At 46.0% G+C, this 24,461-nt stretch carries 20 protein-coding genes and 1 pseudogene; 16 read left to right on the top strand and 5 right to left on the bottom strand.

Annotation, left to right across the window (positions count from 1 at the left end):
- Genes DSCA_RS20390 through DSCA_RS20380 form a run of 3 tightly spaced genes read right to left on the bottom strand, consistent with a single transcriptional unit; the run spans window position 1 to window position 4,320 of the window.
- The gene (locus tag DSCA_RS20390; RefSeq protein ID WP_167527879.1) at window positions 1-879 is read right to left on the bottom strand and encodes a HEAT repeat domain-containing protein; all 879 of its coding nucleotides are present in this window, start codon (window positions 877-879) and stop codon (window positions 1-3) included.
- Window positions 880-886: 7 nt separating this feature from the next.
- The gene (locus tag DSCA_RS20385; RefSeq protein ID WP_155318179.1) at window positions 887-1,264 is read right to left on the bottom strand and encodes a hypothetical protein; all 378 of its coding nucleotides are present in this window, start codon (window positions 1,262-1,264) and stop codon (window positions 887-889) included.
- A gap of 11 nt (window positions 1,265-1,275) precedes the next feature.
- Complete coding sequence (locus DSCA_RS20380; protein WP_167527878.1) at window positions 1,276-4,320, bottom strand: UvrD-helicase domain-containing protein; 3,045 nt, start codon at window positions 4,318-4,320, stop codon at window positions 1,276-1,278.
- Between the two features lie 611 nt (window positions 4,321-4,931).
- Here DSCA_RS20380 and rdgC point away from each other — a divergent pair.
- The 4 genes from rdgC to gyrB all read left to right on the top strand — a co-directional run bounded on the left by rdgC (window position 4,932) and on the right by gyrB (window position 9,957).
- Window positions 4,932-5,546 (top strand): recombination-associated protein RdgC, encoded by a 615-nt coding sequence (rdgC, locus tag DSCA_RS20375; protein WP_155318177.1) that lies wholly within the window; start codon window positions 4,932-4,934, stop codon window positions 5,544-5,546.
- A 9-nt stretch (window positions 5,547-5,555) separates the two neighbouring features.
- Window positions 5,556-6,080 carry a hypothetical protein gene (locus tag DSCA_RS20370; protein ID WP_155318176.1) on the top strand — a complete coding sequence of 175 codons (525 nt, stop codon included), beginning with the start codon at window positions 5,556-5,558 and terminating at the stop codon, window positions 6,078-6,080.
- Window positions 6,081-6,307: 227 nt separating this feature from the next.
- Window positions 6,308-7,426 (top strand): DNA polymerase III subunit beta, encoded by a 1,119-nt coding sequence (dnaN, locus tag DSCA_RS20365; protein WP_155318175.1) that lies wholly within the window; start codon window positions 6,308-6,310, stop codon window positions 7,424-7,426.
- 134 nt (window positions 7,427-7,560) lie between these two features.
- A complete protein-coding gene (gene gyrB / locus DSCA_RS20360; protein WP_155318174.1) occupies window positions 7,561-9,957 on the top strand; it encodes a DNA topoisomerase (ATP-hydrolyzing) subunit B in 2,397 nt (798 codons plus the stop codon).
- Between the two features lie 496 nt (window positions 9,958-10,453).
- Here gyrB and asnS read toward each other — a convergent pair whose 3' ends face one another.
- Both asnS and DSCA_RS20350 read right to left on the bottom strand, forming a co-directional pair.
- Window positions 10,454-11,836, bottom strand: a complete 1,383-nt coding sequence (asnS, locus tag DSCA_RS20355; RefSeq protein WP_155318173.1) for an asparagine--tRNA ligase — start codon at window positions 11,834-11,836, stop codon at window positions 10,454-10,456.
- On the bottom strand, window positions 11,833-13,260 hold the full coding sequence (locus DSCA_RS20350; protein WP_167527877.1) for a Do family serine endopeptidase: 1,428 nt from the start codon (window positions 13,258-13,260) through the stop codon (window positions 11,833-11,835). Before DSCA_RS20350 ends, asnS begins: the two co-directional genes overlap by 4 nt.
- A gap of 45 nt (window positions 13,261-13,305) precedes the next feature.
- Here DSCA_RS20350 and DSCA_RS20345 point away from each other — a divergent pair, with 45 nt between their 5' ends.
- The 12 genes and pseudogenes from DSCA_RS20345 (at window position 13,306) to DSCA_RS20295 (ending at window position 24,308) form a co-directional block, all read left to right on the top strand.
- Window positions 13,306-15,825, top strand: a complete 2,520-nt coding sequence (locus DSCA_RS20345; RefSeq protein ID WP_155318171.1) for a TIGR03960 family B12-binding radical SAM protein — start codon at window positions 13,306-13,308, stop codon at window positions 15,823-15,825.
- Window positions 15,818-17,344 carry an Rne/Rng family ribonuclease gene (locus tag DSCA_RS20340; protein ID WP_155318170.1) on the top strand — a complete coding sequence of 509 codons (1,527 nt, stop codon included), beginning with the start codon at window positions 15,818-15,820 and terminating at the stop codon, window positions 17,342-17,344. Before DSCA_RS20345 ends, DSCA_RS20340 begins: the two co-directional genes overlap by 8 nt.
- 174 nt (window positions 17,345-17,518) lie before the next feature.
- Window positions 17,519-17,653 carry a 50S ribosomal protein L34 gene (gene rpmH / locus DSCA_RS20335; RefSeq protein WP_155318169.1) on the top strand — a complete coding sequence of 45 codons (135 nt, stop codon included), beginning with the start codon at window positions 17,519-17,521 and terminating at the stop codon, window positions 17,651-17,653.
- Window positions 17,654-17,732: 79 nt separating this feature from the next.
- The gene (gene rnpA, locus DSCA_RS20330; RefSeq protein WP_331457112.1) at window positions 17,733-18,101 is read left to right on the top strand and encodes a ribonuclease P protein component; all 369 of its coding nucleotides are present in this window, start codon (window positions 17,733-17,735) and stop codon (window positions 18,099-18,101) included.
- Window positions 18,094-18,306, top strand: coding sequence for a membrane protein insertion efficiency factor YidD (gene yidD, locus DSCA_RS20325; RefSeq protein ID WP_155318168.1), 213 nt, complete (start codon window positions 18,094-18,096; stop codon window positions 18,304-18,306). The genes rnpA and yidD overlap by 8 nt, the downstream gene beginning before the upstream one ends.
- A 142-nt stretch (window positions 18,307-18,448) precedes the next feature.
- Window positions 18,449-20,110: a membrane protein insertase YidC gene (gene yidC, locus DSCA_RS20320; protein ID WP_155318167.1), complete on the top strand. Its 1,662-nt coding sequence runs from the start codon at window positions 18,449-18,451 to the stop codon at window positions 20,108-20,110.
- Window positions 20,111-20,125: 15 nt separating this feature from the next.
- Window positions 20,126-20,896 (top strand): RNA-binding cell elongation regulator Jag/EloR, encoded by a 771-nt coding sequence (jag, locus tag DSCA_RS20315; protein WP_155318166.1) that lies wholly within the window; start codon window positions 20,126-20,128, stop codon window positions 20,894-20,896.
- Between the two features lie 27 nt (window positions 20,897-20,923).
- Window positions 20,924-22,339: a tRNA uridine-5-carboxymethylaminomethyl(34) synthesis GTPase MnmE gene (gene mnmE, locus DSCA_RS20310; protein WP_155318165.1), complete on the top strand. Its 1,416-nt coding sequence runs from the start codon at window positions 20,924-20,926 to the stop codon at window positions 22,337-22,339.
- Between the two features lie 36 nt (window positions 22,340-22,375).
- Window positions 22,376-22,771, top strand: a pseudogene (locus tag DSCA_RS32660) (YkgJ family cysteine cluster protein); the annotation flags it as partial.
- 156 nt (window positions 22,772-22,927) lie between these two features.
- Window positions 22,928-23,059: a hypothetical protein gene (locus tag DSCA_RS32985; RefSeq protein WP_269434709.1), complete on the top strand. Its 132-nt coding sequence runs from the start codon at window positions 22,928-22,930 to the stop codon at window positions 23,057-23,059.
- Between the two features lie 8 nt (window positions 23,060-23,067).
- Entirely contained in the window at window positions 23,068-23,412 is a 345-nt protein-coding gene (locus tag DSCA_RS20300) for a hypothetical protein (protein ID WP_155318163.1), read from the top strand.
- 47 nt (window positions 23,413-23,459) lie between these two features.
- Window positions 23,460-24,308 (top strand): 50S ribosomal protein L11 methyltransferase, encoded by an 849-nt coding sequence (locus DSCA_RS20295; protein WP_155318162.1) that lies wholly within the window; start codon window positions 23,460-23,462, stop codon window positions 24,306-24,308.
- Window positions 24,309-24,461 lie beyond the last annotated feature (153 nt).

Genomic DNA, 24,461 nt, shown 5'->3' with positions numbered 1-24,461 from the left:
CTATGTTTTGGCAAAAAGGTGGATCGCGGCCTGCCGGACCCGGGGATCCGCGTCCTCGAGCATCCGTTCAAGAATATCATTCAGCGGGCCATAGTCGGCAGGATCCTCCGCCGATAGATTTTTCAGGATTTGATGGCGGATCCGGGGATCTTCATCTGCCAGGAGCCGCCGGTAGGTATCTATAATTGCACCGGACAAGGGAATTATTCCTAAACCGGAAAGAGCATCCAGTCGCAGATCCGATGCAATGGTGTCCATGCATCCCACATAAACGTCCTCTACGTGGGGAATGCGCTCCGCAAACCGCCACAGGTTCAACAGGATACTGCGCTGTTGCTCCCTGGTTCCGTATTCAAGGCGATCTCTTAAAATATCGAACACGCGAGCGTCACCCACCGATGACAACGCTGCAATTACCGATGCCTGCACATCCTGGTCAGGATCGGACAGATGAGCAACGAGCGATTCAACCGCCGGCCAGTTTCCCTCCCAGCCTAGAGCCAATGCACAGCTGCTTCTAACGTAAGGTTCAGGATGATTCAGCTTGGCTATCAATGCCCCTTTCAACGCCGACGGGTCGTCACTCAATGAAGCGGCCAGCCCCAACTGCAGGGCTGCCGAATGGCGGACCTGTTCGTCTTTGCAGGGACCTGTCATCAGGTGATAGAGCGGCCATAAGACCTTGTCTTTGCCGGCGTATCCGATTAGGGGCAGAATTTTCAAAATCATATCCGTATCGGCGTGGGGCAGCGCATCCAGCAAAATATTCACGGCAACGGGTGTTTCCGAAAGAAACCGTTCCACATCTGCGAGATAGGCTCGCGCTTTTTTTAAAAGCCGGGCAGGGCGATCCAATGGAATGAGGATACCTTTTTTCATATCACCTTTACCGGCGGCGGTGTTGGTCAGCATATCGCTTGAGGATATATTTGGCCGCAAAATCATGGTGACTGAAATATCGGGATCCCATCTCTTCAACGCTGTCGCAGATTTCTTTGACGACTTGGTCCTTGACGAGGTCGCTGACGAAATTTCTTTCTTTCAACTGTTCAAAAAGGACCTCTTGGCCCAGTTCCCGGCGCATCTCATGAAACATGTCCTGCTCCACGGGATGGTTGGCGAACCATTTTATATCCACCGGTATGGCAATTTGAACCCCTATGCAGACGTACCATCGATCGGCTGCAATTTTTTTTGACTGATCCAGGCACAAAAGGGTCAGCCCATTTTTCAACGGACAGGATAGAAGGGGACGGGGTTTCATGCGGATCCTCTCTAAAACAGGGAAAGTTGCTCCTGGGCAGACGTTTCAGTTTTTTTGACGTGTTGACCGGAAAACCGTTTATATCTGTTTTCTATTTCTTTTACAAACGGGGATAATTGGCGGGACTGCTTGCGCCCATTCACCCGCCTGCTCTCCGCCCTGGTTAAAAAAAGATGATTTTTGGCCCGCGTCACCGCCACGTAAAAAAGCCGCCGCTCTTCTTCCATATCCGCCGGACGGGCGGTCGATCGGTACGGTATGCATTCATCCTCACAGCCGGCGATAAAGACCACCGGAAATTCAAGACCTTTGGCAGCATGAATGGTGGTCAGGGCAACTTTTTCCACACGATGATCATAAACGTCCGTGTCGCCGGACAGGGCGACCGAGGCCAGAAAACCGACACTGTCGGTTTGATGGGCGCTGCCCATTTCCAGTAAATAGTGGTATCCCTTTTCAAATACGGGATCACCAGGGTATTGTTCCTTTAAACCGGTCGCTTTGGATATTAATTCGAAGGTTTCCGTAACCGGCTGCCCATCAATGCGTTGTTGGAATGCCAGCAGTTGTCCGCAAAAATCATATAATTGCTGTTGGCGGGTACGGCCCATGTGGGGAATGGGCAAGCGGCGCGTTTGAATCAATGCTTCCGCCAATGACAGCTTTTTCCGGTATGCCCATGATTTGAAAATTTCCAATGCCTTTTTCGACACCGCGGGTTTAAACATCCCGACAGCGGCTTGAAGATCGCTGAAGATCCCCATACCGTGCCACAGTTTAAATATCGATAGCGCCGACTTGACCCCGGGGTGGTCCAGCACCGCCCTCCGATTGATGACCTGGCAGGGAATGCCGGCTTTTTCCAAAAAACCGGAAATGATCTCTCCCTGGCCGTGCGTCCTGAACAAAACGGCAAAATCGGAAAAACTTAATGGTCGCTGATCGAGGGTGCCGTCCACCGCACCTGAATCCAATGAAAAAAAACCGGTTCCCCCCACCATCTTTTCTATTGTTTTTCCGATGGCCACCGCTTCGGCGTTTTCCGTCGCCAACGCCATGACTTGGATGGTTCGATCTCCCTTTATTCCGGAATGGACCGAGCGCCGGCTGCCGGTTTCCGTTGACACCGGGTTGGGTTTTATCACCTGGGCGGAAACATCTAAAATGGTCTGGGTGGATCTGTAGTTCCTATTCAAAAAAAGGGTACGGCTTTCCGGAAAATCATCGGCGAACCATTTAAAACAGGCGGGGTCCGAACCCCGGAAACCGTATATGGCCTGATCCGGATCGCCGATGATGCAGATGGTGGCCTGATCTCCGGCCAGCAGTCGGATGAGGCGGTATTGTCCGGCATTGATATCCTGGTATTCATCGATAAACATCTGGCGAAAGCGATTAACATACAAATCGCGAATGGCCTTATCTTTTTCAAGCAGATGTACCGTTCGAAAAATCAGGTCTTCAAAATCGGCAAGATGGTTGACGCCCAGCAATTGCTCGTAGGTATCGTAGCATCGGACGAAGGATGGCAACCGGTCCGACGGGCAGACCCCATCGAGAGAATCCTCGCTGGACAGCATCTTCTGTTTGGCCGATACAATCCACGCCATAAGTTCATCCACACGGATTTCGCCGCTTTTTTGAGAAAGCCCGTTCAAGGCCAGCACATCTCGAACCAGCGCCTTGCGGCTATCTTCATCCACCACGGTCAGCGGGGTGTCCGCCATGTATCGACTCAGGATGCGGTAGCCCAGCGCATGAAAGGTTCCCACAAAAGGCAAGGAGCAGGTTTTTCCCAGTAAAGCGCTGAGCCGTTCTTTCATCTCTATGGCGGCTTTGTTGGTAAACGTCACTGCCAGCATCCGTTCGATATCCGAACCGCTTTCAATCAACCCGGCAATCTTGTGGGTAATCGTGCGGGTTTTACCGGTCCCCGGGCCGGCCACGATCATCAGCGGCCCGCGGAAATGGTCCACCGCTCTTTGCTGGTCGTCGTTGAGTCGAATAAGGGGTTGGACCGGTGCATTCACCTCATCGATGGCTGAACAGACCGGTTTTCCTGAAAAAATCGTTTCCTTTGCATTTTTATCGGTGTCGCCCGCTTCGGCGCTTCTGTCAAACGTCGAAAAAAGGCTCTGCTGCCCCAGAAGGGTTTCCCTTTCACGGGGATTGAAAATTTGAACCGTTCCATATTGCCCATCGTAACCCGGAGAAAATGAAACGCGATTGTCACGCATTCGACCAATGGCTTCCGCCAGCAGCGGCACCCCTGCAGACCGGATGGTCTTTTTTTCCAGACGATGGAGAATATTCAATTCATTGCCCAGCGTTTCCAATACCTTCAGGTAGGTTCGCGTCACTTTTTTGGATTGGGCGCCGACTTTTAATATTTCCGACAACAAGTCGACCAGGGGGATCAACCGGTAAAACGGAAACGCCCGCGCCGGCATTATGCCTGCGGGTCGCGTGGCCAAATCTTCCACTCGGTGAAGTACTCCCAGGGTCAACGGCCTTCCGCACACCGGGCAATTTCCGTGGTGAGACTGGGTTTGTTCGGGAGTAAAACGGACGTCACATTTTCGATGGCCATCCACGTGGTATTTTCCCTCTTCGGGATAGAATTCCAATGTGCCGGCAAAATGATTCCGATCCCCTTTTTCCATGGCCGATCGAATGGCAGGATAGTTCATTTCCGTTTTGAACAGATTGCATTCCCGGCCCAGTTTAGAAGGTGAATGGGCATCGGAATTGGAAATGAGGGTGATACCGTCCAGGTCCTTCACGCGCCAGTTCATCGCTGGATCTGATGACAATCCGGTTTCGGCGGCGAAAATGTAGGGGCTCAAATCACCAAAGCATTCCGCGATGGAATCGAATCCGGATTTTGATCCCAGCATTGAAAACCAGGGTGTCCAGATATGGGCAGGAACGAGAAACCCGTCCTCGGAAGTTTCCAGTACGATCTCAAGCAGATCCCTCGCATCGAGACCGAGTATGGGTCTACCGTCTGAGCGAATGTTTCCAATGCCCTCCAAACGGGAATTGAATCGCGCCACACTATCCATCTTCGAAAAAAAAACAAGGTTATGATTCTTCCGGGTAGCCCCCTTTTTTTTATAAATATTGCTTATTTCACAACTCAAAAGAAACCGGACAGGCGCCCTGCAGGAAGGTGGCACCGATTCATCGCAACAGCGGGCAATATCCGGTCTTAACCGGAACAGTCCCGGCTCGGCCGCCACCAGCATCTCCTTTATCCGGGAAAACCATTCCGGGTGGGTGAAATCCCCGGTCCCTACCACTGAAATCCCCTTTAACTGAGCCCAGATGTATATATGTTCCAGGTCCAGATTTCGGGCCGTTGCCCGCGAATACTTAGAATGGATATGAAAATCGGCAATGAACGGATCGGAACTCATGACGCACAACTATTTAAAATTTTATAATTATTTGAATTTAAATAAAATAATGGAATATTCATCGTGCTTTGTCAAGATACGAATCTGAATGGATCAAACATTTTTTCAGTCGGAAAAGCGCTTCGATTCCATCCGCGCAGCCGATGACGTCCATGGCTCTAAAAAGAACTTGAAAAACCATCTAAAAAACGCTATATGTATTTGTTTTTTAAAAAAATTACACAACATCATGTATTTAGGATCATTTAATGGGTATTTTATCATCATCCGCATCCATCACCCAATATCACGTTGAAGGGAAACTTCCGGAACCGATTCTGGAAACCGTTTCCAAGGGATTAAAAAAAAACGCAATTGAAGAAATAGACAACGAATCGTCGGACAAGGCCATCGGGTGGAGTTGCTTCAACGACCCTTTCAGCACCGATTTTGACCAATCCCCGTTTCTTATCGGCACGCATCTGGTTTTCTCCATGCGGATTGATAAAAAAACGATCCCTGCGAAAATCGTCAAAAAACAATATACGCTGGAAATGAAAAAACGCCTGAAAAACAGCGGGCGCGAATTTTTAAGCAAAACCGAAAAAAAAGAGATCAAGGATCATGTTCTTCATGTTCTCAATTTGAGAATTCCGGCGACTCCGAATATCTATGACCTTATTTGGAATTATGAATCCGCCACACTCTGGTTTTTCTCTAACCTCAAAGGTGCCAATGAAGAGTTGGAAACCTTGTTTACCAGATCCTTTAAAATGAAATTAATTCGCCTGTTCCCTTTTACCATGGCGACGCTGACATCTCCATTGACCGATATGGAAAAAGATGCCGTATCTCAATTCACACCAACCCGATTCACGGAGTAAACCTTCACCATGCTTGATGTCGCCGTTGCATATAATCGTTATAAATTTATCGGAAATGAATTTTTGACATGGTTATGGTTTACCATCGAGACCAACCAAGGTTTCTTTAATGGCGTGGATGAGACCATCACGTCCATCTATCTCGGCAATCGGATTGTCCTCGAAAACAGCAGTAATGATGCCAACGAGATAATCACCATCAAAGGCGACGATGCCGGATTGGAAGAGGGGCTTTTATCCCTTCGAAAAGGGGCGGTGGTCATCGAAATGAATATTGTCTATAAAACGGAAAATCAGGAATGGAAATTTACGCTGAAAGGTGAAAATCTCAGTTTTTCAGGTCTGAAGGTTCCGGAAACCGGTCCGGTTGAAACCAAAGACGATATAGAAGGAATACTTCTGGAAAAAGCGTACCTGTATGAAAAGGCCATTTCTCTGGTCAACAACCTATTTGATGCGTTTATAAAACTGCGATCCTCGGTGGCGTGGATGAAAACGACCGTACCGGAAATAAAAAAATGGCTGCATGCCTGAGTGATCGAGTTTATCAACAGCAGCCATCTTTACAGGCTGTTCATAACTTTTCAGTTTTGAACAATCCGGTTTTTCCTGACTATTAAATCTTTTTTTTAGAAAGCGCCTGTTCCACTTATCAACCATTTTATTGGTTAATTTATTATAATAAAACAATAAGTTATATTACTTATAGACGTTTTGTCAGATCCTATAACAAGAACAATTTCTTCAAAAGGAATTATACTATGAAATTCATTATCAACAAATTCCAAATTGTAAATGTGCTGGCAAAAGTACAGGGTCTGACCGGAAGACGAAGCAATCTGGCCATTACCGAAAATATATTAATCCGATCCGTTCCCGAGGGAATTCATTTAACGGCCACTGACCTGGAAACCGGATTTGAAGGGTTTTATCCGGCATCCGTGGAAAAAGAAGGTGCGGTCGCCGTCAGTGCCAAAAAATTATATGAAATTCTTCGTGAATTTCCATCGGAAGATATACTCATCAATGAAGTGGAAAACCGCTGGATTGAAATTGGCAATGAAACGGTTCAATATCACATTGTAGGTATGAACCCGGATGATTTTCCAGAAACCCCTCATATTACCGAGGTGGATTTTTTCCCCATTGATGCATCTGTTTTCGAAAAAATGATCGAACGGTCCACGATCATCTCTTCAGCCGGTGATGAAAAGCGGGCGCATATTAATGGTGTTTTTATTGAACGAATGCATGGTGAAAACAGTCACCGTCTCCGTTTTGTCTCAACGGATGGAAGCAGGTTGAATACTGTTGACCACGAATACCGGTTACCCGCAACCATTCCATCTGGTGAAGGGGTGCTGGTTCCCAAGAAAGGACTTAATGAAGTCGCCAAGTTTTTAGATGTTGAGGGCGAGGTGCAAGTTGGTATCAAGGACAGTAATTTTATCGTTAAAAAAGAAAAGGAAACGATAATCATTCGCATGCTGGAGGGTGAATTTCCAAAATATGAAGATATCTTGAACAAGGGAGAGGATCACCATATCCAGTTGGATAAAGTCAAGTTTGGAAAAATGCTTAAGCGCATGTCCATCCTGGCAACCGACAACTACAAAGGCGCTGTTTTTACTTTTGATAACAATAAACTGATGGTCACCGCCACCAATCCTGATTATGGTGAATCCAAGGAAGAGACGGAAATTGATTTTTCAGGAAATCCCATCGAAGCTGCTTTCAACCCAAAATTTTTCTTGGATACCCTGAGTGTTGTCGATGATGATCATGTGATTATCAACATCGTCGATAGCAGCCGTCCATGTATCATCGAGGGAGATTCCGATAGAACCTTCATCAGCGTTATTATGCCAATGAGAATTTAAACTGATCATTTAAATATGTTTAACAGGTTCTTTTGGGATTAATCATTCAAATTTTTTCGTAATTGTCGAGTTAACTGCATTTGCATTCTCTTCTTGCGGTCAAGGCGACAATATCTAATTTCAGGTAACTATTGATGAACGATAACTATGATGCAAACAGTATAGACGTATTAGAGGGGCTCGAACCGGTTCGGTTGCGGCCGTCCATGTACATTGGAAATGTTGATGTGGCTGGTCTTCATCATCTCGTATATGAAGTGGTCGACAACAGCATTGATGAGGCCATGGCCGGCTTTTGCGATACCATCCGTGTGGTCATTCATCCGGACAACAGTATCAGCGTTGAGGACAATGGACGCGGTATTCCTGTAGATATTCACCGCACGGAGAATGTTCCCGCGGTAGAAGTGGTGCTGACCAAACTTCATGCCGGCGGAAAATTTGACAATGACAGTTATAAGGTTTCCGGCGGACTCCACGGGGTGGGTGTGAGCGTGGTCAATGCGCTGTCAAAAAAACTTGAAGTGGAAATTTACGCGAAGGGAAAAGTTTTTTTCCAAACCTACGCGGAAGGAATAAAAACAAGTGAATTGAAAGTAATCGGAGAAACTGAAAAAAGAGGTACCCGAATTCACTTTGTTCCGGACGAACAGATTTTTAATGTAACCGAGTTTAACTACGATATTCTATCCCGCCGTCTCCGAGAACTGGCTTTTCTCAATAAAGGCTTAACCATTTTAATCGAAGACGAACGATTCGATAAGAGTGACCGTTACTGCTATGAAGGAGGTATTGTTTCATTTGTCGAATACTTGAACAAACGGCATACCATCCTTCATGAACCGGTGTTTATCGAAGGTTATAAAAATGACGTCAGTATTGAAGTCGCCATTCAATACAATGGAACCTATAAAGAAAATATTTTTTCTTTTGCCAACAATATCAATACGGTAGAAGGTGGTTTCCACCTGATCGGTTTCAAGGCGGCGTTAACCCGGAGCATCAATCAATACGCAGTAAACGGCAACCTACCCAAAAATCTGTCCGCCAAAATAAGTGGGGATGATGTTCGGGAAGGGTTGACGGCCATTATCAGTGTAAGGATTAAATCCCCCCAATTTGAGGGTCAAACCAAAACCAAACTGGGTAACAGTGAAGTAAAAGGACTGGTTGAATCACTCGTCAATGAAAAGCTCAGTGCGTTCATGGAAGAAAATCCCTCGGTGTCACGGAAGATATTGGAAAAGGCCGTGGATGCAGCCAGGGCCAGGGATGCGGCGAAGCGCGCCCGGGATATTGCCAGAAACAAGGGTGCATTAATCGATTCCACTCTTCCCGGTAAATTGGCAGAGTGTCAGATTTCCGATCCGGCTTTGCGTGAACTGTTTCTGGTAGAGGGAGATTCGGCAGGTGGTTCTGCCAAACAAGGCAGAGATAGAAAATTTCAGGCTATTTTGCCCTTAAAAGGAAAAATTTTAAATGTAGAAAAGGCGCGTTTCGATAAAATTCTTCGAAGTGAAGAAATTAAAAATATTATTACCGCCCTGGGTACTGGTGTGGGCAAAGAAGAATACAATATCGATAAAATAAGGTACCATAAAATCATTATTATGACTGATGCGGATGTTGACGGTTCTCATATCCGCACACTGCTGCTTACCTTTTTTTATCGCCAAATGCCTGAGCTGGTGGATAAAGGATATCTGTATATTGCTCAACCGCCACTATTTAAAATAGGCAAAGGAAAAAGTGAAACCTACCTTAAGGATGAATTGGAACTGAATGATTTTATTTTGAAAAAAATATGTGAAAAGAAAAAAGTTAAAATCGCTCAAAACGAAACCACCCTTGCCGATCATCAGCTTTTTATTTTCCTATGTGATTTGAGTGAATATGCGGCAGCGATCAACAAGCTGAAAAATCGTGGTTTCGATCCTTTGATTGTAGAAACACTTATTCGCGCAGGTGTTCAGGATAAAGGGTTTTTGCAGGATAAAGATAAAATGTTACAATTAAAAAATAAGACAGAGGCCAGTGGGTTCGTAACCGAATCATTATCCTGGAATGAAGAAGATGATATCTTTGAAATGATCGTCACATCGCCGAATCAGGATAATTATCAACCAACGATGGTTGTGGGCAGAAGTTTGATATACGATTCCGATTTCCAAAAGTGTTTCATGTTGAATAAAAAATTGGAGCAGATGGATAATCCTCCTTATGAAATATACACCAAAGACCGCGACGACGGGCCGATAGTAATAGAAGATAAGCGCGAACTACTGCAACACCTGCTCGAAGATGGTAAAAAAGGTATTAATATTCAGCGATATAAGGGTCTTGGAGAAATGAATCCTGAACAATTATGGCAAACTACCATGCACCCGGATAGGCGCAACCTGCTCAAAGTGACGGTGGAAGATGCGGTTGAATCGGATGAAATTTTTACTATTTTAATGGGTGATGATGTGGAACCCAGGCGGGATTTCATTCAAAACAATGCCTTGGAAGTCAGTATGCTCGATATTTAAAAGGCTGCTGAAAATAAGGAAGACCAAAAGAAAAACCCCTGAGTTTTATAAAAACTCAGGGGTTTTTGAATGGGTGCGCTCTATTAATGGCAAATTACAGGATCAGCAGGAAATTCAGCGTCAGGTCAGAAAAGGAAGATCAGTATGAGATTCAACGTCAGGCCAAGATATTTGCAATAAAGAGCAAATATTAATTTGCATAAACCCTACCCGTTGTCAATCCTTTTTTTATAATATTTTTTTGTAAGATATTGTAAAAGTTGGTATATTTTTTTTACCAAATTGTTTTATGCTCAAAAAAAACAATAATATCTTTTACTTCTTCAAATGCTGGCAGAATACATTGACAATAAAAATCATCAGATGAATGAACGGGATCCGTCGGATTATTGTTTTATGGATGTTCACAATAACCCTTACAAGGGGAACCGATTCAGTTCTGACCTAAATTGGCGACGTTTTTAAATATTTTCAGCAATACGACATCAGCCAGATTTTAAAATTCAATATTTCCCGGAGTCCTGGGAAAGGGAATGACATCCCTGATATTGGAGACACCGGTAACCAGCATTAAGAGACGCTCGAAACCCAGACCGAAGCCGCTATGGGGAACCGTTCCGAAGCGTCTCGATTCAAGATACCACCAGTAGTTTTCGGGCGACAGGTCAGATGATGCCATCTGCTGCTCCAGAACATCCAATCGCTCTTCACGCTGGCTTCCACCCACCAATTCTCCGATTCTTGGGACTATAATGTCCATGGCACCGACAGTTTGGCCGTCGTCGTTCAGACGCATATAAAAAGGTTTGATGGTTTTGGGATAGTCGTAAATGATGACCGGTTTTTTGAAATGCTTTTCGGTCAAATAGCGTTCATGTTCGGATTGGAGGTCCGCCCCGTGGGCAACCGGGAAAGAAAAGGGCTGCTTTGATTTGAGCAGTATATCGATAGCGGCCTGGTAAGGAATGCGAACGAATTCAGAATCAACGATGTTTTCAAGGGTGTTCATCAGGGTTTTATCTACGAACCGGGCAAATAACGCCAGATCTTCAGCGCAGTTATCCATGGTAAACGAAATTAAATGTTTAATCAGGGTTTCGCCCATATTCATGTTGCCGGCCAGGTCGCAAAAGGCCATTTCAGGTTCGATCATCCAGAACTCTGCTACATGACGGCTGGTATTGGAATTTTCAGCGCGAAACGTGGGACCGAAAGTATAGACATCCCCCAGTGCGAGGGCAAACATCTCTGCGGAAAGTTGCCCGGAAACCGTTAAGTTGGACTCCATACCGAAAAAATCCTTGGAATAATCTATTTTTCCATCCGGTGTCATCGGGATGGGGGGATTCAGGGTTGTCAGGCGAAACAATTCCCCGGCGCCTTCACAATCCGATCCGGTGATTACCGGGGTATGAATGTAGCGGAACCCACGTTCCCTGAAGAAATGGTGGACCGCGTAGGCGAGTTCGGAACGAATTCTGAAAATAGATCCGTATTTATTGGTGCGTGGTCTCAAGTGGGCAATGGTTCTCAGGTATTCATCGGTATGGCGTTTTTTCTGCAAAGGAAATGTTTCCGGAGCCATACTGATAATATCTATGTTCGTTGCCTGAACCTCCCATTGCTGACCGCCACCTTGGGATGGAACCATCTTCCCGCGCACCGCTACCGCCGATCCTGTCGTCAGTTTTTTGATTTCATGGTAATTCGATGTTTTCCCATCCACTACAATCTGCATGTTTTTCAGGCATGAGCCGTCATTGACCTCGATAAAGGAAAAGGTTTTTGCATTTCGCTTGGTTCTGACCCACCCCTTGATCAATATACTACCTACAGGTTTGTCGGTTTTTAACAACTCGGCAATTTTATGTCGTTTCATTGTCCATTTTCCTTCATGGGTGCATTGATGTGGTAGAGATGGCCATCACGCTGAATCAAAAGAACCACCGAGCGCTTGTTTCGGTATTTTACCATGGCCGCCTTAAAATCCGTCAGATGGTTCACCCGTTCTTCATCAATCTGTCGGATGATGTCCCCCGGTCTTACACCGATACGGGCAAGATGGGACCCCCGGTGCATGTCTGTGATCAGCACCCCTTGCGTTGCGCGTATGCCATATTTGCTTCGGGTAGCGTCATCCAGATCCGATACACGGATACCCAAGCGCCGTCTGGTCAGTTCCAGCGCGCGATCCTGGGGAAATATCATTGTTTTTAGGGGAACGGAGGAAATTGCTCCTTTTCTGTTGATTTCAATCGGGACCACTTTGTTGGCTGACAACTCCCTTATTGTCTGGTCGTAGGCGGATACGCCGGTTATGCGGAACCCGTCTATTGAAATGACGATATCTCCTTCCTCAATTCCTGCTGTGGCGGCCGGGCTGCGCTCCTCAACCGCTGTGACGATCACACCCGCACCGGCTTTGAGGTTCAGGTATTCGGAAAGGGTTGAATCAAGGGGTTGAACCGTCATACCGATCCATGGCTGAATGACTTCACCATAGTTGATCAGATCCGAAACGATGCGCTTTGCTCGGTTGATGGGAATGGCAAAACCAATGCCTTGGGCCTGGGCGTAAATTGCCGTATTGATACCGATCAATTCTCCGTTGATGTTTAGCAGCGGTCCACCGCTGTTTCCCGGATTGATGGATGCATCGGTTTGAATGAACTGGTGGAAGACCCGTTTGTCGGTTTTTATGCTTCGGTTCACCGCGCTGACCACGCCGGTGGTAACAGTATGGGAAAACCCAAATGGATTACCAATGGCAATCACCGATTCACCGATCATGATATCCCCTGAATCACCCATTTGAATGGCCGGCAGGGGGTGTTGGGATTTAATTTTAAGAACAGCCAGGTCAGAGTCTGGATCCATACCCACAATGGCGGCCTCGAATTCGCGATTATCCTTCAACGCCACATTGATCGTTGTCCCTTTGTCAATGACATGGGCATTGGTTAACACCAGCCCCCGGTGACCGTCGATGATCACACCGGAACCCAGACTGGATCGCTGTTCCCTGCGTTCATGTTCCGGAGAAAAAAAGTCCTGAAAAAACTTTTCAAAAACTGGGTCCATGCCATAATTGAAAAACGGGTTGGATTTCTTGCGGATTTCATATTGTGAGCTTATGTTGACGACTGCCGGACTGACTTTTCGTAATGCTTTAACCACACCATTTTCGCGGGATTTCAAACTGCAGAAACCATTCTGCCCAAAAATGAAATTAACCGTCAAAAAGACTATAAACCAGGACAAAAATCTTATTTTTCTATTGATTTTAATAACTTTCTTTGTCATCTGAACCATTTTCCATAAATAAGGTTTAACCCGAAAAGATATACCATGAGCAAAACAACCATTCAAGATATCCTCCCGTTGATCCAGATGCCCAGCCGCTACTTAGGCAGTGAAGTCAATCGGATTAAAAAAAGTTGGGAAAAGACCCACCTGCATATGGCGCTTGCGTTTCCGGACTTATACGAAATTGCCTGCTCTCATTTCGGTATACAGATATTGTATGAGATGCTGAACGCCAGACATGACATCCTTGCTGAACGGGTATTTTCACCGGCTGTGGATATGGAGAAACAGCTGCGTGAAAAAAAAATGCCGCTTTGTTCCTTGGAATCCGAAACGCCGGTGAAAAAATTTGACATTGTCGGTTTCAGCCTGCTCTACGAGCTGAATTACACCAACATGGTCAATATGCTTGATCTTTCCGGCATTGTTTTTTTCAGCCGGCAGCGTGGGGATGAAGATCCATTCATTATCGCCGGCGGTCCATGCACCTGTAATCCGGAACCGGTCGCCGAATTTTTTGACGCCATTGTGGTGGGTGACGGCGAAGCTGTTATTTATGAAATTACGGATGCATGGAAGGCCTGGCGGGAGTCGGAAAACCGGGAAAGGAATGATCTGCTGCAGCGCTGGTCACGGATAAAAGGGGTCTATGTGCCCTCTTTTTTTGACATCCGGGATGAAGCGGATGGAAGCCGGCGGTCAATTCCCAAAAACGCGTCGTATCAATATGTAGAGCGGGCCGTTGTTTCAGATCTGAACGATGCGCCCTTTCCAACCAGCCCCATAATCCCTTTCGGAAGGCCTGTTCATGATCGGCTGCGGATGGAGATTGCCCGGGGGTGTACCCGGGGGTGTCGGTTCTGTCAGGCCGGAATGATTTACCGTCCGGTGCGGGAACGGCAACCGGAAGCCATTGTGGATTCTGTGGGGCGGTCATTGGAAGAAACCGGGTATGAAGATCTCTCTTTGTTATCCCTGAGTACCGGAGATTATTCATGTATTGCTCCGCTGTTGAAAACGATAATGGATTACGGGCAAAATGACCGCGTGGCTGTGTCGCTTCCTTCACTGCGAGCCGGGTCACTGACTCCCGAATTGATGGGGTTGATTAAAAAAGTCAGAAAAACGGGGTTTACCATTGCGCCTGAAGCGGGAAGCCAGCGGCTTAGAGACGTTATCAATAAAAATATAAGCGAATCGGATATCCTGGAAACGGTGGAAAACGCCTTTTCATTGGGTTGGAAAATCATCAAGCTATATTTCATGATTGGCTTACCTACTGAAAGGCAAGAAGACATAGAAGCCATTGTCGCTCTGGTCAAACGTTTGAAAAGTGAAACCAAAAAAAAAAGTAGAAGCGGAAAGATTAACGTGAGTGTGGCGACGTTTGTTCCCAAACCGCATACTCCCTTTCAATGGGAGCCTCAGATCGACCTTGAAACCGCCCTTTATCGGATCAACTGGTTAAAGTCCCACCTGAAAATGGCGGGCGTACAGGTCAAGTGGCAGGACCCGCGGGTCAGCATGGTCGAAGGGGTCTGGGCCAGGGGGGATCGAAGGTTGAACCGGGTATTGATAAACGCATGGAAAAAGGGTTGCCGTTTTGACGGGTGGACCGACTTTTTTGATTATGACCGATGGATGGTTGTCTTTAAAGAAAGCGGCATTAATCCGATTCATTTCACACAGGGTTGGTCGGAACCAGACACGGCATTGCCATGGGATCATATTCATATCGGCGTGGAGCGGTCTTTTCTGTGGAATGAGAATGAACGGGCAAAAGACGGCAATCTTACAGACGACTGCCGGACAGGATTATGCAGCGGCTGCGGCGTTTGCGATTTTAAATCGATTCAACCGGTTTCTTATCACGATAAGGAAAACCATTTTTATACAGCGAACCAAAAGGAAGAGGTCGCAGGGACAGAAACAATTTTTAAGTACATAATCAATTTCAGAAAAATGAGTACCGCCCGGTTCTTGGGTCACCTTGAAATGGTGAAAATTTTTATAAGAGGGTTGCGGCGGGAAAAGATTCCATTGAAATATTCCAAAGGGTATCATCCCATGCCCAAAGTCTCTTTTGGAGACACGCTGCCAATGGGGATGCAAAGCGAAGATGAAACCTTGCTGGTATCCCTGACCGAAGCCATGAACCCCGAAGAATTAAAGGTTCGTATCAGTCGGCAGATGCCGGAAGGTTTGGACATCACCGGCTGTACAACCGGTACAGGGAAAGAAACGCCAAACCGGGGAGCCAATCAACATTATCGGGTGGAACTAAAAGATGGCTTTTTCCTTCAAAAAGAATTAGAGTGGTTTGTCGGGCAACAAAGCGTAACTATTGAAAGAAAAAGCAAGAAAGGCAAGAATATCGTTGTTGATTTGAAAAGGGCGGTTTCCGACATTGGTTTGGTGAACCGCCAAGAAGCCTTTATGATCCTCGGAACGGATAATAATTTAATGGTGAGGCCTGCCCATGTGATGAAAACGGTTTTTAAGCTGACCGATCAACAGATCCTCAAGGCAATAATTACCAAAAGAAAAACAAATCATGTATAAAAAAATAATTATCAACGTGGCCGACCACGAAACGCGTGTGGCGCTTTTGGAAGATGAAACCATCGTTGAGCTTTTTATAGAACGGAAGGGGAGCCGGGATAATACCGGAAACATATATAAAGGCCGGGTTCAGCGTGTACTTCCGGGGATGCAGGCTGCATTTGTGGATATAGGACTGAACCAGGCGGCTTTCATTTACGTAGATGATGTGGTCCGCAATAATTTTGCCGACATAGAGGAAGCATTCACTTGCAACGAACTTGAAGCGGATGACCTGCAGGCAGCACCTGAACAAAAAGAAGAAAAAGACAACATCGAGGATTTGATCAATGAAGGTCAGGAAGTTCTTGTTCAGGTCTCAAAATCGCCCATTGGTACCAAGGGTGCCAGAATTACCTCCAATATTTCCCTTCCGGGACGTTTTTTGGTTCTGATGCCCACCTCCTCCCATATTGGCATTTCAAGACGGATCGAGGATGAATCCGAACGTCAGCGGCTTAAAGGAATTGTTACCGAGTTATCCAATAACAGTTCTATGGGGTATATTGTCCGTACTGCCGCTGAGGGTGTTCAAAAAGAAAAATTAGCCTATGAAATGGGTTTTTTAAAAAACCTGTGGTGCAACATTCAAAAAAAATATCAGACTGCCGGTACACCATCACTTCTTCATCAGGAGTTGAATCTCAGCCTCAGGGCGGTCAGAGACCTGCTCCTTCAGGAAGCTGAAAAACTGCTCATCGATTCGAAAAAGGATTACCAGTCGGTACTGGCTTTTTTAGATACCTTTAACCCCTCTTTGAAAGACTCCGTTGAATTGTTTGAGGGAAATGAGCCTATCTTCGATGCGTACAACCTCGAAGGTGATATCTCAAGGGCATTGAAGCGTAAGGTGTGGCTCAAATCCGGTGGGTATATCGTCATCGAACATACCGAAGCATTGGTGGCGATCGACGTGAATACGGGACGTTATGTGGGTAAATACAATCTCGAAGAAACGATTTTAAAAACCAATCTTGAAGCGGTCAAAGAGATTGCTTATCAAATCCGGTTACGGGATATCGGTGGCATCATCATCATCGATTTTATTGATATGGAAAAGAAGTCCAATCAGGAGAAAGTTTTTTCTGCGCTCAATGAGGCGTTTACCAAAGACAGGAGTAAAACCCACATCCTTCCGATATCTGAAATGGGTCTCATTCAAATGACCAGGAAAAGGACCCGTAAACCCCTGAGCCGCCTGTTGTGTGACCCCTGTCCCTATTGTGACGGGGAAGGGTATATCATCTCCATTAAATCTATTTGCTATTCTATCTACCGGGAAATATTAAGATATGCTGCAGACATGACCGGATCCCGGCTTACCTTGCGAGTCAATCCGGATGTTGCCGATTTTCTTCATGGGGAAGAAAATCGTTTGATTCCTGGACTGGAAAAGACCATCGGTAAACAGATCGTGATTTACCCGGATAATCGATATCATATGGAAGCCTTTGAATTTATTGAGTCAACCCATGGCTGAAATAAATTACCGACGCGTCGGGGTGATAAACATACTGAAAAATCAGACTTTCGATGGGAATACACAGCACTTGCGGGTTGACACCTAAGTTTTCATATGGTTAGAATACCCGATTCAACAAATTGCACTGGTTTATATTGGTATTAAAAAAATAGGAAAGAAGGAATCTGAAAAATGAAACGTACCTACCAACCCAGCAGGATCAAACGCGCCCGTACCCATGGATTCAGGAAAAGAATGTCAACCAAGGCCGGGAGACGTGTCATCAACCGCCGTCGCGCACGGGGTAGAAAACGACTGGCAGTTTAAGCGGCTTGTCGATGAAGACCCTTTTTTGGATGATAGGTGCAATTAAGACCTCCTCACTTTCATCGGAAAAGGGTCTATTTTGTTGAGCCGATTAACATTTACCAAGGAAGATCGAATCAGGACGACCGCGCAATACCGGGTGATGTCAAGAAAGGGGAAACGTCATTATAGCGACCATTTCGTTTTTGTTTTCCAAAACAATCACCTTTCGAGATCTCGCCTTGGCATCACCGTTTCGAAAAAGGTAGGAAAGGCCGTAACCAGAAACAGGATCAAGCGAACCATTCGCGAATATTTTCGATTGAACAGAAGCCTTTTGGCAGGCCGGCTTGATATTAATGTCATCGCCAGAAAATCATCGGGGTGTACCGAATCCGCAGAAATAAGAAAACATCTCGAAAATTGTTTCCGGGCGATCGGCCTGAAAGCCGTACAGGGAAATGATTAAAAAACTGGCTTTATTACTGATCAAGGTTTATCAGGTTTCAATTTCACCCATTATTGGACCGGCATGCCGATTTGTTCCAAGCTGTTCAGAATACGCTTATCAGGCCATAACGACCCACGGTTTTTTAAGGGGCGGCCTACTCGCGATAAAAAGAATTTTGCGGTGCCACCCGTTCAGCCCGGGTGGGTTTGATCCGGTTCCGTAATCTTTCTTTTCCATTCGAAAATTCCAACGTCTGGTTCCATGCCCGCCGCGACTGTCTTCTGCGAAATGTTTACGCCGTTCAAAAACATCTACTAACGTCATTTTCGCGATTGTTGACGCTATGGTGCGTCAAGGAGAAAAAAATGGAACAAGTTCGACTTCTGCTGGCCATTGGCCTGTCTTTTCTGGTGCTTTTTGTATGGAGCATGTTTTTTGTTGAGAAGCAGCCGGTCACAGACAATCAACAGGCGGTTCAAGCTGAAAAAACCGTGTCCGACGATTCGGCTGAGGGTCCGGCCGGGAATGTGACTCCGCCGGCCATGAGTCAGGAAGAGGTCCAAGAAACTAAAACCGCCCAGGCGCAGGAAAACCCAGCCAGGGAAATTAAAGTCGAGACGCCCTTTTACACCGTCGGCCTTTCCGCCAGGGGGGCATCTTTCAACAGTTACATTCTAAAAAGATACCGGGAATCCGTTCAAAGCGATTCTCCCAACAAGCAACTGATTCCGAGCACGTTCAAAAATGGCGACATACTGGCCTCTCTGTCCGGAAAATCGGTAAAAGGACTGGAGGACGCCATCTTTTCCATTTCGCAGGCGGAAGAGCGTCTGGTGGTGGATGATGTTAAAAAGGCGGTCAGTTTCAAGTGGGCAGCCGAAGACGGGACGATATTTACAAAAACTTACACCTTTGATCCCGCTTCATACCTTATCGATTTAAACATTCGAATTAACAACGGCACAGAGCGGATTTTGAAAGATCAGCTGGTACTCTCGGTCAGGAAACCCATTGAAGAAAACAAAGGGTATGGGTTTGTCGGGCCGAGCGCGCTGATCAACAACAAGTTAGAACAGGTAAAAACCAAAAAAATTGAAGACAAGGATGAATATAAAGGAACCATCAAGTGGATCAGTGTTGAAGATCGCTATTTTCTTTCGAGCATCATCCCTTCATCAGAAGTCAATAGCCATATAAAGCTGGTTGCGGACGATAAACTTGTGGAGAACCAGCTGGTAAACCCGATGTTCGAGCTTTCACCGGGAGAGCAGAAAGAATTTAAGTTTTTTGTCTTTATGGGGCCTAAAAGCATGGATTTGCTGAACAGCCTTGGGTACGACCTCGGGAAAGCGTTAAATTTCGGGTTTTTCAATTTTATTGCCAAACCCTGCCTGTGGTTCATGAACCAAATACATAGCGTGGTTCCCAACTATGGCATAGCCATTATTATTCTTACTATTTTTACCAAAGTCCTGCTGTGGCCATTGGGGAATAAAAGCTACAAGTCCATGAGTGAAATGAAAAAACTTCAGCCCCTGATGACCGAAATAAGGGAAAAATATAAAGGGGACAAACAAAAAATGAATCAGGAGCTGATGGCTTTGTACCGGACCTACAAAGTCAATCCCATGGGCGGGTGCCTGCCTATGATACTCCAGATTCCTGTTTTTTTTGCGCTTTATAGAATGCTTTACCAGGCCATTGAACTGAGACACGCGCCGTTCTTTCTTTGGATCAACGATTTGTCGGCCCCCGACCGTCTTTTTAATTTTGGTTTTTCCATTCCATTTATGGAACCTCCCTACGGTATTCCGGTTCTAACCGTGATCATGGGGGCAACGATGTTGCTTCAACAAAAAATGTCACCTCCTCCGGGAGATCCGACACAAGCCAAAATGATGATGTTAATGCCTGTCGTGTTTACATTCATCTTCATTAATTTTTCCTCAGGTCTTGTTTTGTACTGGCTTGTGAACAATGTCCTTTCAATCAGCCAACAATACTACGTTCAAAAGAAAACCGCATAAGTTCCGGAGGCAAAAATGTCTAAGACCTTAGAATTTAAAGGTAAAAATGTCGACCAAGCCCTTGCGAATGCCAGTGACGAACTCAATCTTCCAGTTGACCGGATTAAACATGAAGTGCTTGCCTACGGTTCAAGTGGAATTTTCGGCCTTGTTGGTGTTAAAAAAGCAATTATTAAAGTCTTTATAGATGATGCTGCCGGGGGCAGTCGATCCAAAACGGATGAAAAGAAAAAACACGATTCTTCCGAAAAAAACGAAGATTTTGTTCAACCTCCCCACGAAGCGGGTGAGGTGAGTGGGAACGATGACGAATTGGTGGCCGGCGGGATCCTGGCTTTGCAAAAAATAATTGACGCGATTACTTCCGGAGCCACCGTTAACCTGGACCGACAAAAGGAACGGTTATACTTTACCATTTCAGGAGGAGACAGCGGCGTCCTCATTGGAAAGCGGGGGCAGACATTGGAAGCCATCCAATATCTTCTTGAAAAAATGATTAATAAAAAAAGCACGAATCGGATTCGCGTTGTCGTCGACGTTGAAGGTTATCTTGAAAAAAGAAAAGACAATCTTCAACAGATGGCCTCCCGTATGGCTGAGAAAGCAAAGCGTACTAAAAAGCCGGTCACCATCGGTCAGATGAATGCCCATGATCGGAGAATTGTGCATATTCATCTGAAAGATGATAAAGGTGTGAGGACGCAAAGCTTAGGGGATGGATATTTTAGGAAGTTGATGATTTTCCCTAAGAAACAATCAGGGGCCAAGAAGAAAAACCATAAATAGATAAATGATTTTTTAAATTCTTAATTCATGTTCAACCATACGATTGCTGCCATAGCGACCCCACTGGGACCCGGGGGGATAGGGATCATAAGGATCTCGGGACCTTCCGCCTACGCGATTCTTAAACGTCTCTTTGTCAGACAACTGCGCGCCAAGAAAAAACGGACCCATTTCAAATCTTCATCCAATGATACTTTCCGTTCCCATATGGTTTACCACGGTTATATCATGGGGGTGGACAGAGAAACGATTATTGACGAAGTGCTAGCCATTTTCATGCAAGGTCCGAAAAGTTTTACGAGAGAAGATGTTGTCGAAATTCAATCTCATTCCGGGTTTATCGTTCTCAACAGAATTTTAAGCGCCATTATCGATGCCGGTGCCGGGTTGGCGATGCCGGGTGAATTTACCAAGCGCGCCTTTTTAAACGGCCGCATCGATATCAGCCAGGCCGAAGCGGTGATCGACCTTATCAACGCACCCTGTGAAACCGCTGCACAAATGGCCAGCCACCACCTTACCGGCGGTATAAGAGACATCGTTCAAACGCTGACATTCAAGCTGAACAATTTACAAGCCAAGTGCGAAGCAGCCATTGAATTTTTGGAAACGGGTGAAGATCGCACACTTATTTCCGATGTTTCCCGGGAGGTTCGCAATGAAATTCTGCCCGGTATTTCAAAATTGATCCAGAGACAAAAAGAGACCGCCATTTTCCGAAAGGGGTTGCATCTCGCCATCGCGGGTTCTCCTAACGTCGGGAAATCAAGTTTGCTAAACCGGTTGGTTGAAAGGGAAGCGGCCATTGTATCGGATTTTCCGGGCACCACCAGGGATGTGGTCAGGGAATACATTTCCATCAACGGAATTCCGGTTGTGGTGTGTGACACCGCCGGTATTCATGAGACCAGCGATCCTGTTGAATGCATGGGTATTGAAAAATCACGGAATCAAATTCACCATGCGGACATCGTCTTAATGGTTCTCGATGGGACCCGAGACGTGAATGCCTTCGAAGAAAAATTACTTACGGAAATAAAGGAAGATAAAACCATCGTTGTCGTTAACAAGGATGATGTTGTCGATGAGGGGGTGATTCGTGGTATTGAAAAGCGCGTCGCCAAATATTCATGGATCCGCGTTTCGGCCAAAACGGGGACACGCATTGATCAACTGAAATCTTTAATTTTCAAAGATATTGTCCACGGACAACAAGGGGCGGGCGACACGTGGGCGGCGCCAAACCTCAGGCAGCGAAAAATATTGGAAAAAACATCAGCGGCCCTGGCGCCGTTGACTGGTCAAGGCGTCTCCGGTCAACCGATTGAACTCGTGTCCGAACGATTAAAACATTCATTGCAGCTTATAGGGGAGATATCAGGGGTCGATGGCAGAGAGGATCTGTACGATCATATTTTTAACCAATTTTGTGTGGGAAAATAATGTTTCACGTGAAACATTGTACCAGGAGATTCACAGATGATACCCGAATTGGATCTTGTTTTTAATAAGTATGAACGCCTTGTCGAACAAGTGGATAGCGTTTTTGAAAAAGTCCGCCAACAATATCCGGATTGTGTCGCATGTAAACTGGAGTGCGCGGATTGCTGCCATGCTCTTTTTGACCTGTCCCTGGTCGAAGCGCTTTACATTAACCGGCATTTTTTGAAAGAGGTTGCCGATCAGAGAAAAATAGAAATCCTGGATCTCGCCAACGTTGCCGATCGTACCATTTATCGGATGAAACGAAAGGCTTTCAAGGCCGTCCAATCCGGTGAAAAATCCGAGGAGCAGGTTCTTCTCGAAATGGCCGCAGAAAGGGTCCGGTGCCCCTTGTTGAACGATGACAATCGATGTGAATTGTACGATTCCCGTCCCGTTACCTGCCGAATTTATGGTGTTCCCACCTCCATTGGCGGGCGCGGCCACACCTGCGGACTGTCCGGTTTTAAGGAGGGCGAATCCTACCCCACGGTGAATTTGGATTCGATTAATGCGAAACTCCATGAGTTGTCGCAGGAAATTGTCGGCGTGCTTGAATCCAAACACGCTAAAATGGGTGATGTATTGATGCCGTTGTCCATGGCGCTGATAACTGTTTTTGATGACGACTATCTTGGAATTCAAAAAGGCGAGAAGAAACCCATGCATGGTCAGGAATAGGGGGTCCTATGGATTCTGGTTTTTCCGATGAAGAAAAGAAAAAAGCTGTTTTTGACGCAATGTCTTCCCGGAGGCAAAAATATATCCGAGATAAAATCGGCTATGAAAAATGGAATCCATTTGAAAAACCAAAGGATCCAATCGATATCCGGAAGGATAAGAGCCGCCGGACGTCACAAATGCTGGTTCGTGAATTTTTAGGGTCGCGACCAATGGAGGGGTATTCCAATAGTTACGGGCGTGGCGTGTTGGAAATGGCGGTAGGAATTATTAATGACGATGACCGGTTTATCGGCATGTATGAGTTTGCCCTGTGGCATAAAAACTTGCTGGAGATAGAAGGGTGCGAGTAGCGCCAAGGGGATTCAACACAATTTTTTTTACGAAATAGCGAACTGAAATGTCTGTTTCATCGGCGTCACTGGATGTACATGTTTTACGATTTATTGCCAACTCTCCTTTCAAGGTCAGTTTTGCCCGCTTAAAGCGCCATGTCAATGAAGCAGGGCCGGTGAGCACCAATACGTTGAAAAAAGTGGTGACCGGTCTTATTCAAGATGGACAGTTATGTTACACGTGCCACTACGGTCGTTCTTTTATTGAAATTTCATTTGACCGTCCCCGGCGCGTTTCCGATCATGTCGTACTCAAGTCACCTCGGTCTGTATGGGACGACTCCGGGGATCTCTCGGTCATCTCTCTATCCAGGGGCGCCTCCTTCGGGGGAGGGGAACATCCATCGACCCGTCTGGCGATCCGTTTGATCGATCACGTTCTCCATTGGCCGTGCTTGCAGGATAGGAAAAAAAAACTCCGGGTTATTGATATCGGAACGGGTTCCGGCGTTTTGGCGATTGTTGCGGCCAAAATGGGTGTGGGGCATGTGTGTGGTTTGGACACCGACCCCTGTGCGCGGTTTGAGGCGCGGAATAACGTGGATCTGAACGAGGTCGACACTGTCGTTAATATTCTTGATAAGGACCTGAATGCGATTGACGGTGTTTACGATATGGTTTTTGCAAACCTGAGGGCTCCGACTTTGTGTGGTTTTCGGAATCTCCTGGAAAATATTGTTGAGACAGAGAATTTGCTCATCTTTTCAGGGTTAAAATCAGAAGAAACCGATATGGTTGTCGATTTTTATAAAAAAGGAGGATATTTTCTATATCAGAGTGCTTGTGAAAAGGGCTGGGGCGCCATATGCCTGGTTAAAGGCGCTCTATTGAACGATACGGCAATGTGTATATAATGATATTGGCCGGGTTAAAATCGTTAAAAAATAAGGACCTCAGCGACTTGTTTTTAACTGTCTGTTTTGTTACGTTATTTTAACGTATCCGCATAGATTCCAACGAAAAGCGGTAACGTTCTGGATTTCGCTTCCCGAATCATACGATCTCGC

This window comes from Desulfosarcina alkanivorans (assembly GCF_009688945.1).
GTDB lineage: Bacteria > Desulfobacterota > Desulfobacteria > Desulfobacterales > Desulfosarcinaceae > Desulfosarcina > Desulfosarcina alkanivorans.
This window is presented reverse-complemented; position numbering and strand designations above follow the sequence as displayed.

What these genes read in the sequence shown, in the direction of transcription:
- DSCA_RS20390 (WP_167527879.1), bottom strand. Translation starts at nt 879, where the DNA reads ATGAAAAAAGGTATCCTCATTCCATTGGATCGCCCTGCCCGGCTTTTA.
- DSCA_RS20385 (WP_155318179.1), bottom strand. Translation starts at nt 1,264, where the DNA reads ATGAAACCCCGTCCCCTTCTATCCTGTCCGTTGAAAAATGGGCTGACC.
- rdgC (WP_155318177.1), top strand. Translation starts at nt 4,932, where the DNA reads ATGGGTATTTTATCATCATCCGCATCCATCACCCAATATCACGTTGAA.
- DSCA_RS20370 (WP_155318176.1), top strand. Translation starts at nt 5,556, where the DNA reads ATGCTTGATGTCGCCGTTGCATATAATCGTTATAAATTTATCGGAAAT.
- dnaN (WP_155318175.1), top strand. Translation starts at nt 6,308, where the DNA reads ATGAAATTCATTATCAACAAATTCCAAATTGTAAATGTGCTGGCAAAA.
- gyrB (WP_155318174.1), top strand. Translation starts at nt 7,561, where the DNA reads ATGAACGATAACTATGATGCAAACAGTATAGACGTATTAGAGGGGCTC.
- asnS (WP_155318173.1), bottom strand. Translation starts at nt 11,836, where the DNA reads ATGAAACGACATAAAATTGCCGAGTTGTTAAAAACCGACAAACCTGTA.
- DSCA_RS20350 (WP_167527877.1), bottom strand. Translation starts at nt 13,260, where the DNA reads ATGACAAAGAAAGTTATTAAAATCAATAGAAAAATAAGATTTTTGTCC.
- DSCA_RS20345 (WP_155318171.1), top strand. Translation starts at nt 13,306, where the DNA reads ATGAGCAAAACAACCATTCAAGATATCCTCCCGTTGATCCAGATGCCC.
- DSCA_RS20340 (WP_155318170.1), top strand. Translation starts at nt 15,818, where the DNA reads ATGTATAAAAAAATAATTATCAACGTGGCCGACCACGAAACGCGTGTG.
- rpmH (WP_155318169.1), top strand. Translation starts at nt 17,519, where the DNA reads ATGAAACGTACCTACCAACCCAGCAGGATCAAACGCGCCCGTACCCAT.
- yidD (WP_155318168.1), top strand. Translation starts at nt 18,094, where the DNA reads ATGATTAAAAAACTGGCTTTATTACTGATCAAGGTTTATCAGGTTTCA.
- yidC (WP_155318167.1), top strand. Translation starts at nt 18,449, where the DNA reads ATGGAACAAGTTCGACTTCTGCTGGCCATTGGCCTGTCTTTTCTGGTG.
- jag (WP_155318166.1), top strand. Translation starts at nt 20,126, where the DNA reads ATGTCTAAGACCTTAGAATTTAAAGGTAAAAATGTCGACCAAGCCCTT.
- mnmE (WP_155318165.1), top strand. Translation starts at nt 20,924, where the DNA reads ATGTTCAACCATACGATTGCTGCCATAGCGACCCCACTGGGACCCGGG.
- DSCA_RS20300 (WP_155318163.1), top strand. Translation starts at nt 23,068, where the DNA reads ATGGATTCTGGTTTTTCCGATGAAGAAAAGAAAAAAGCTGTTTTTGAC.
- DSCA_RS20295 (WP_155318162.1), top strand. Translation starts at nt 23,460, where the DNA reads ATGTCTGTTTCATCGGCGTCACTGGATGTACATGTTTTACGATTTATT.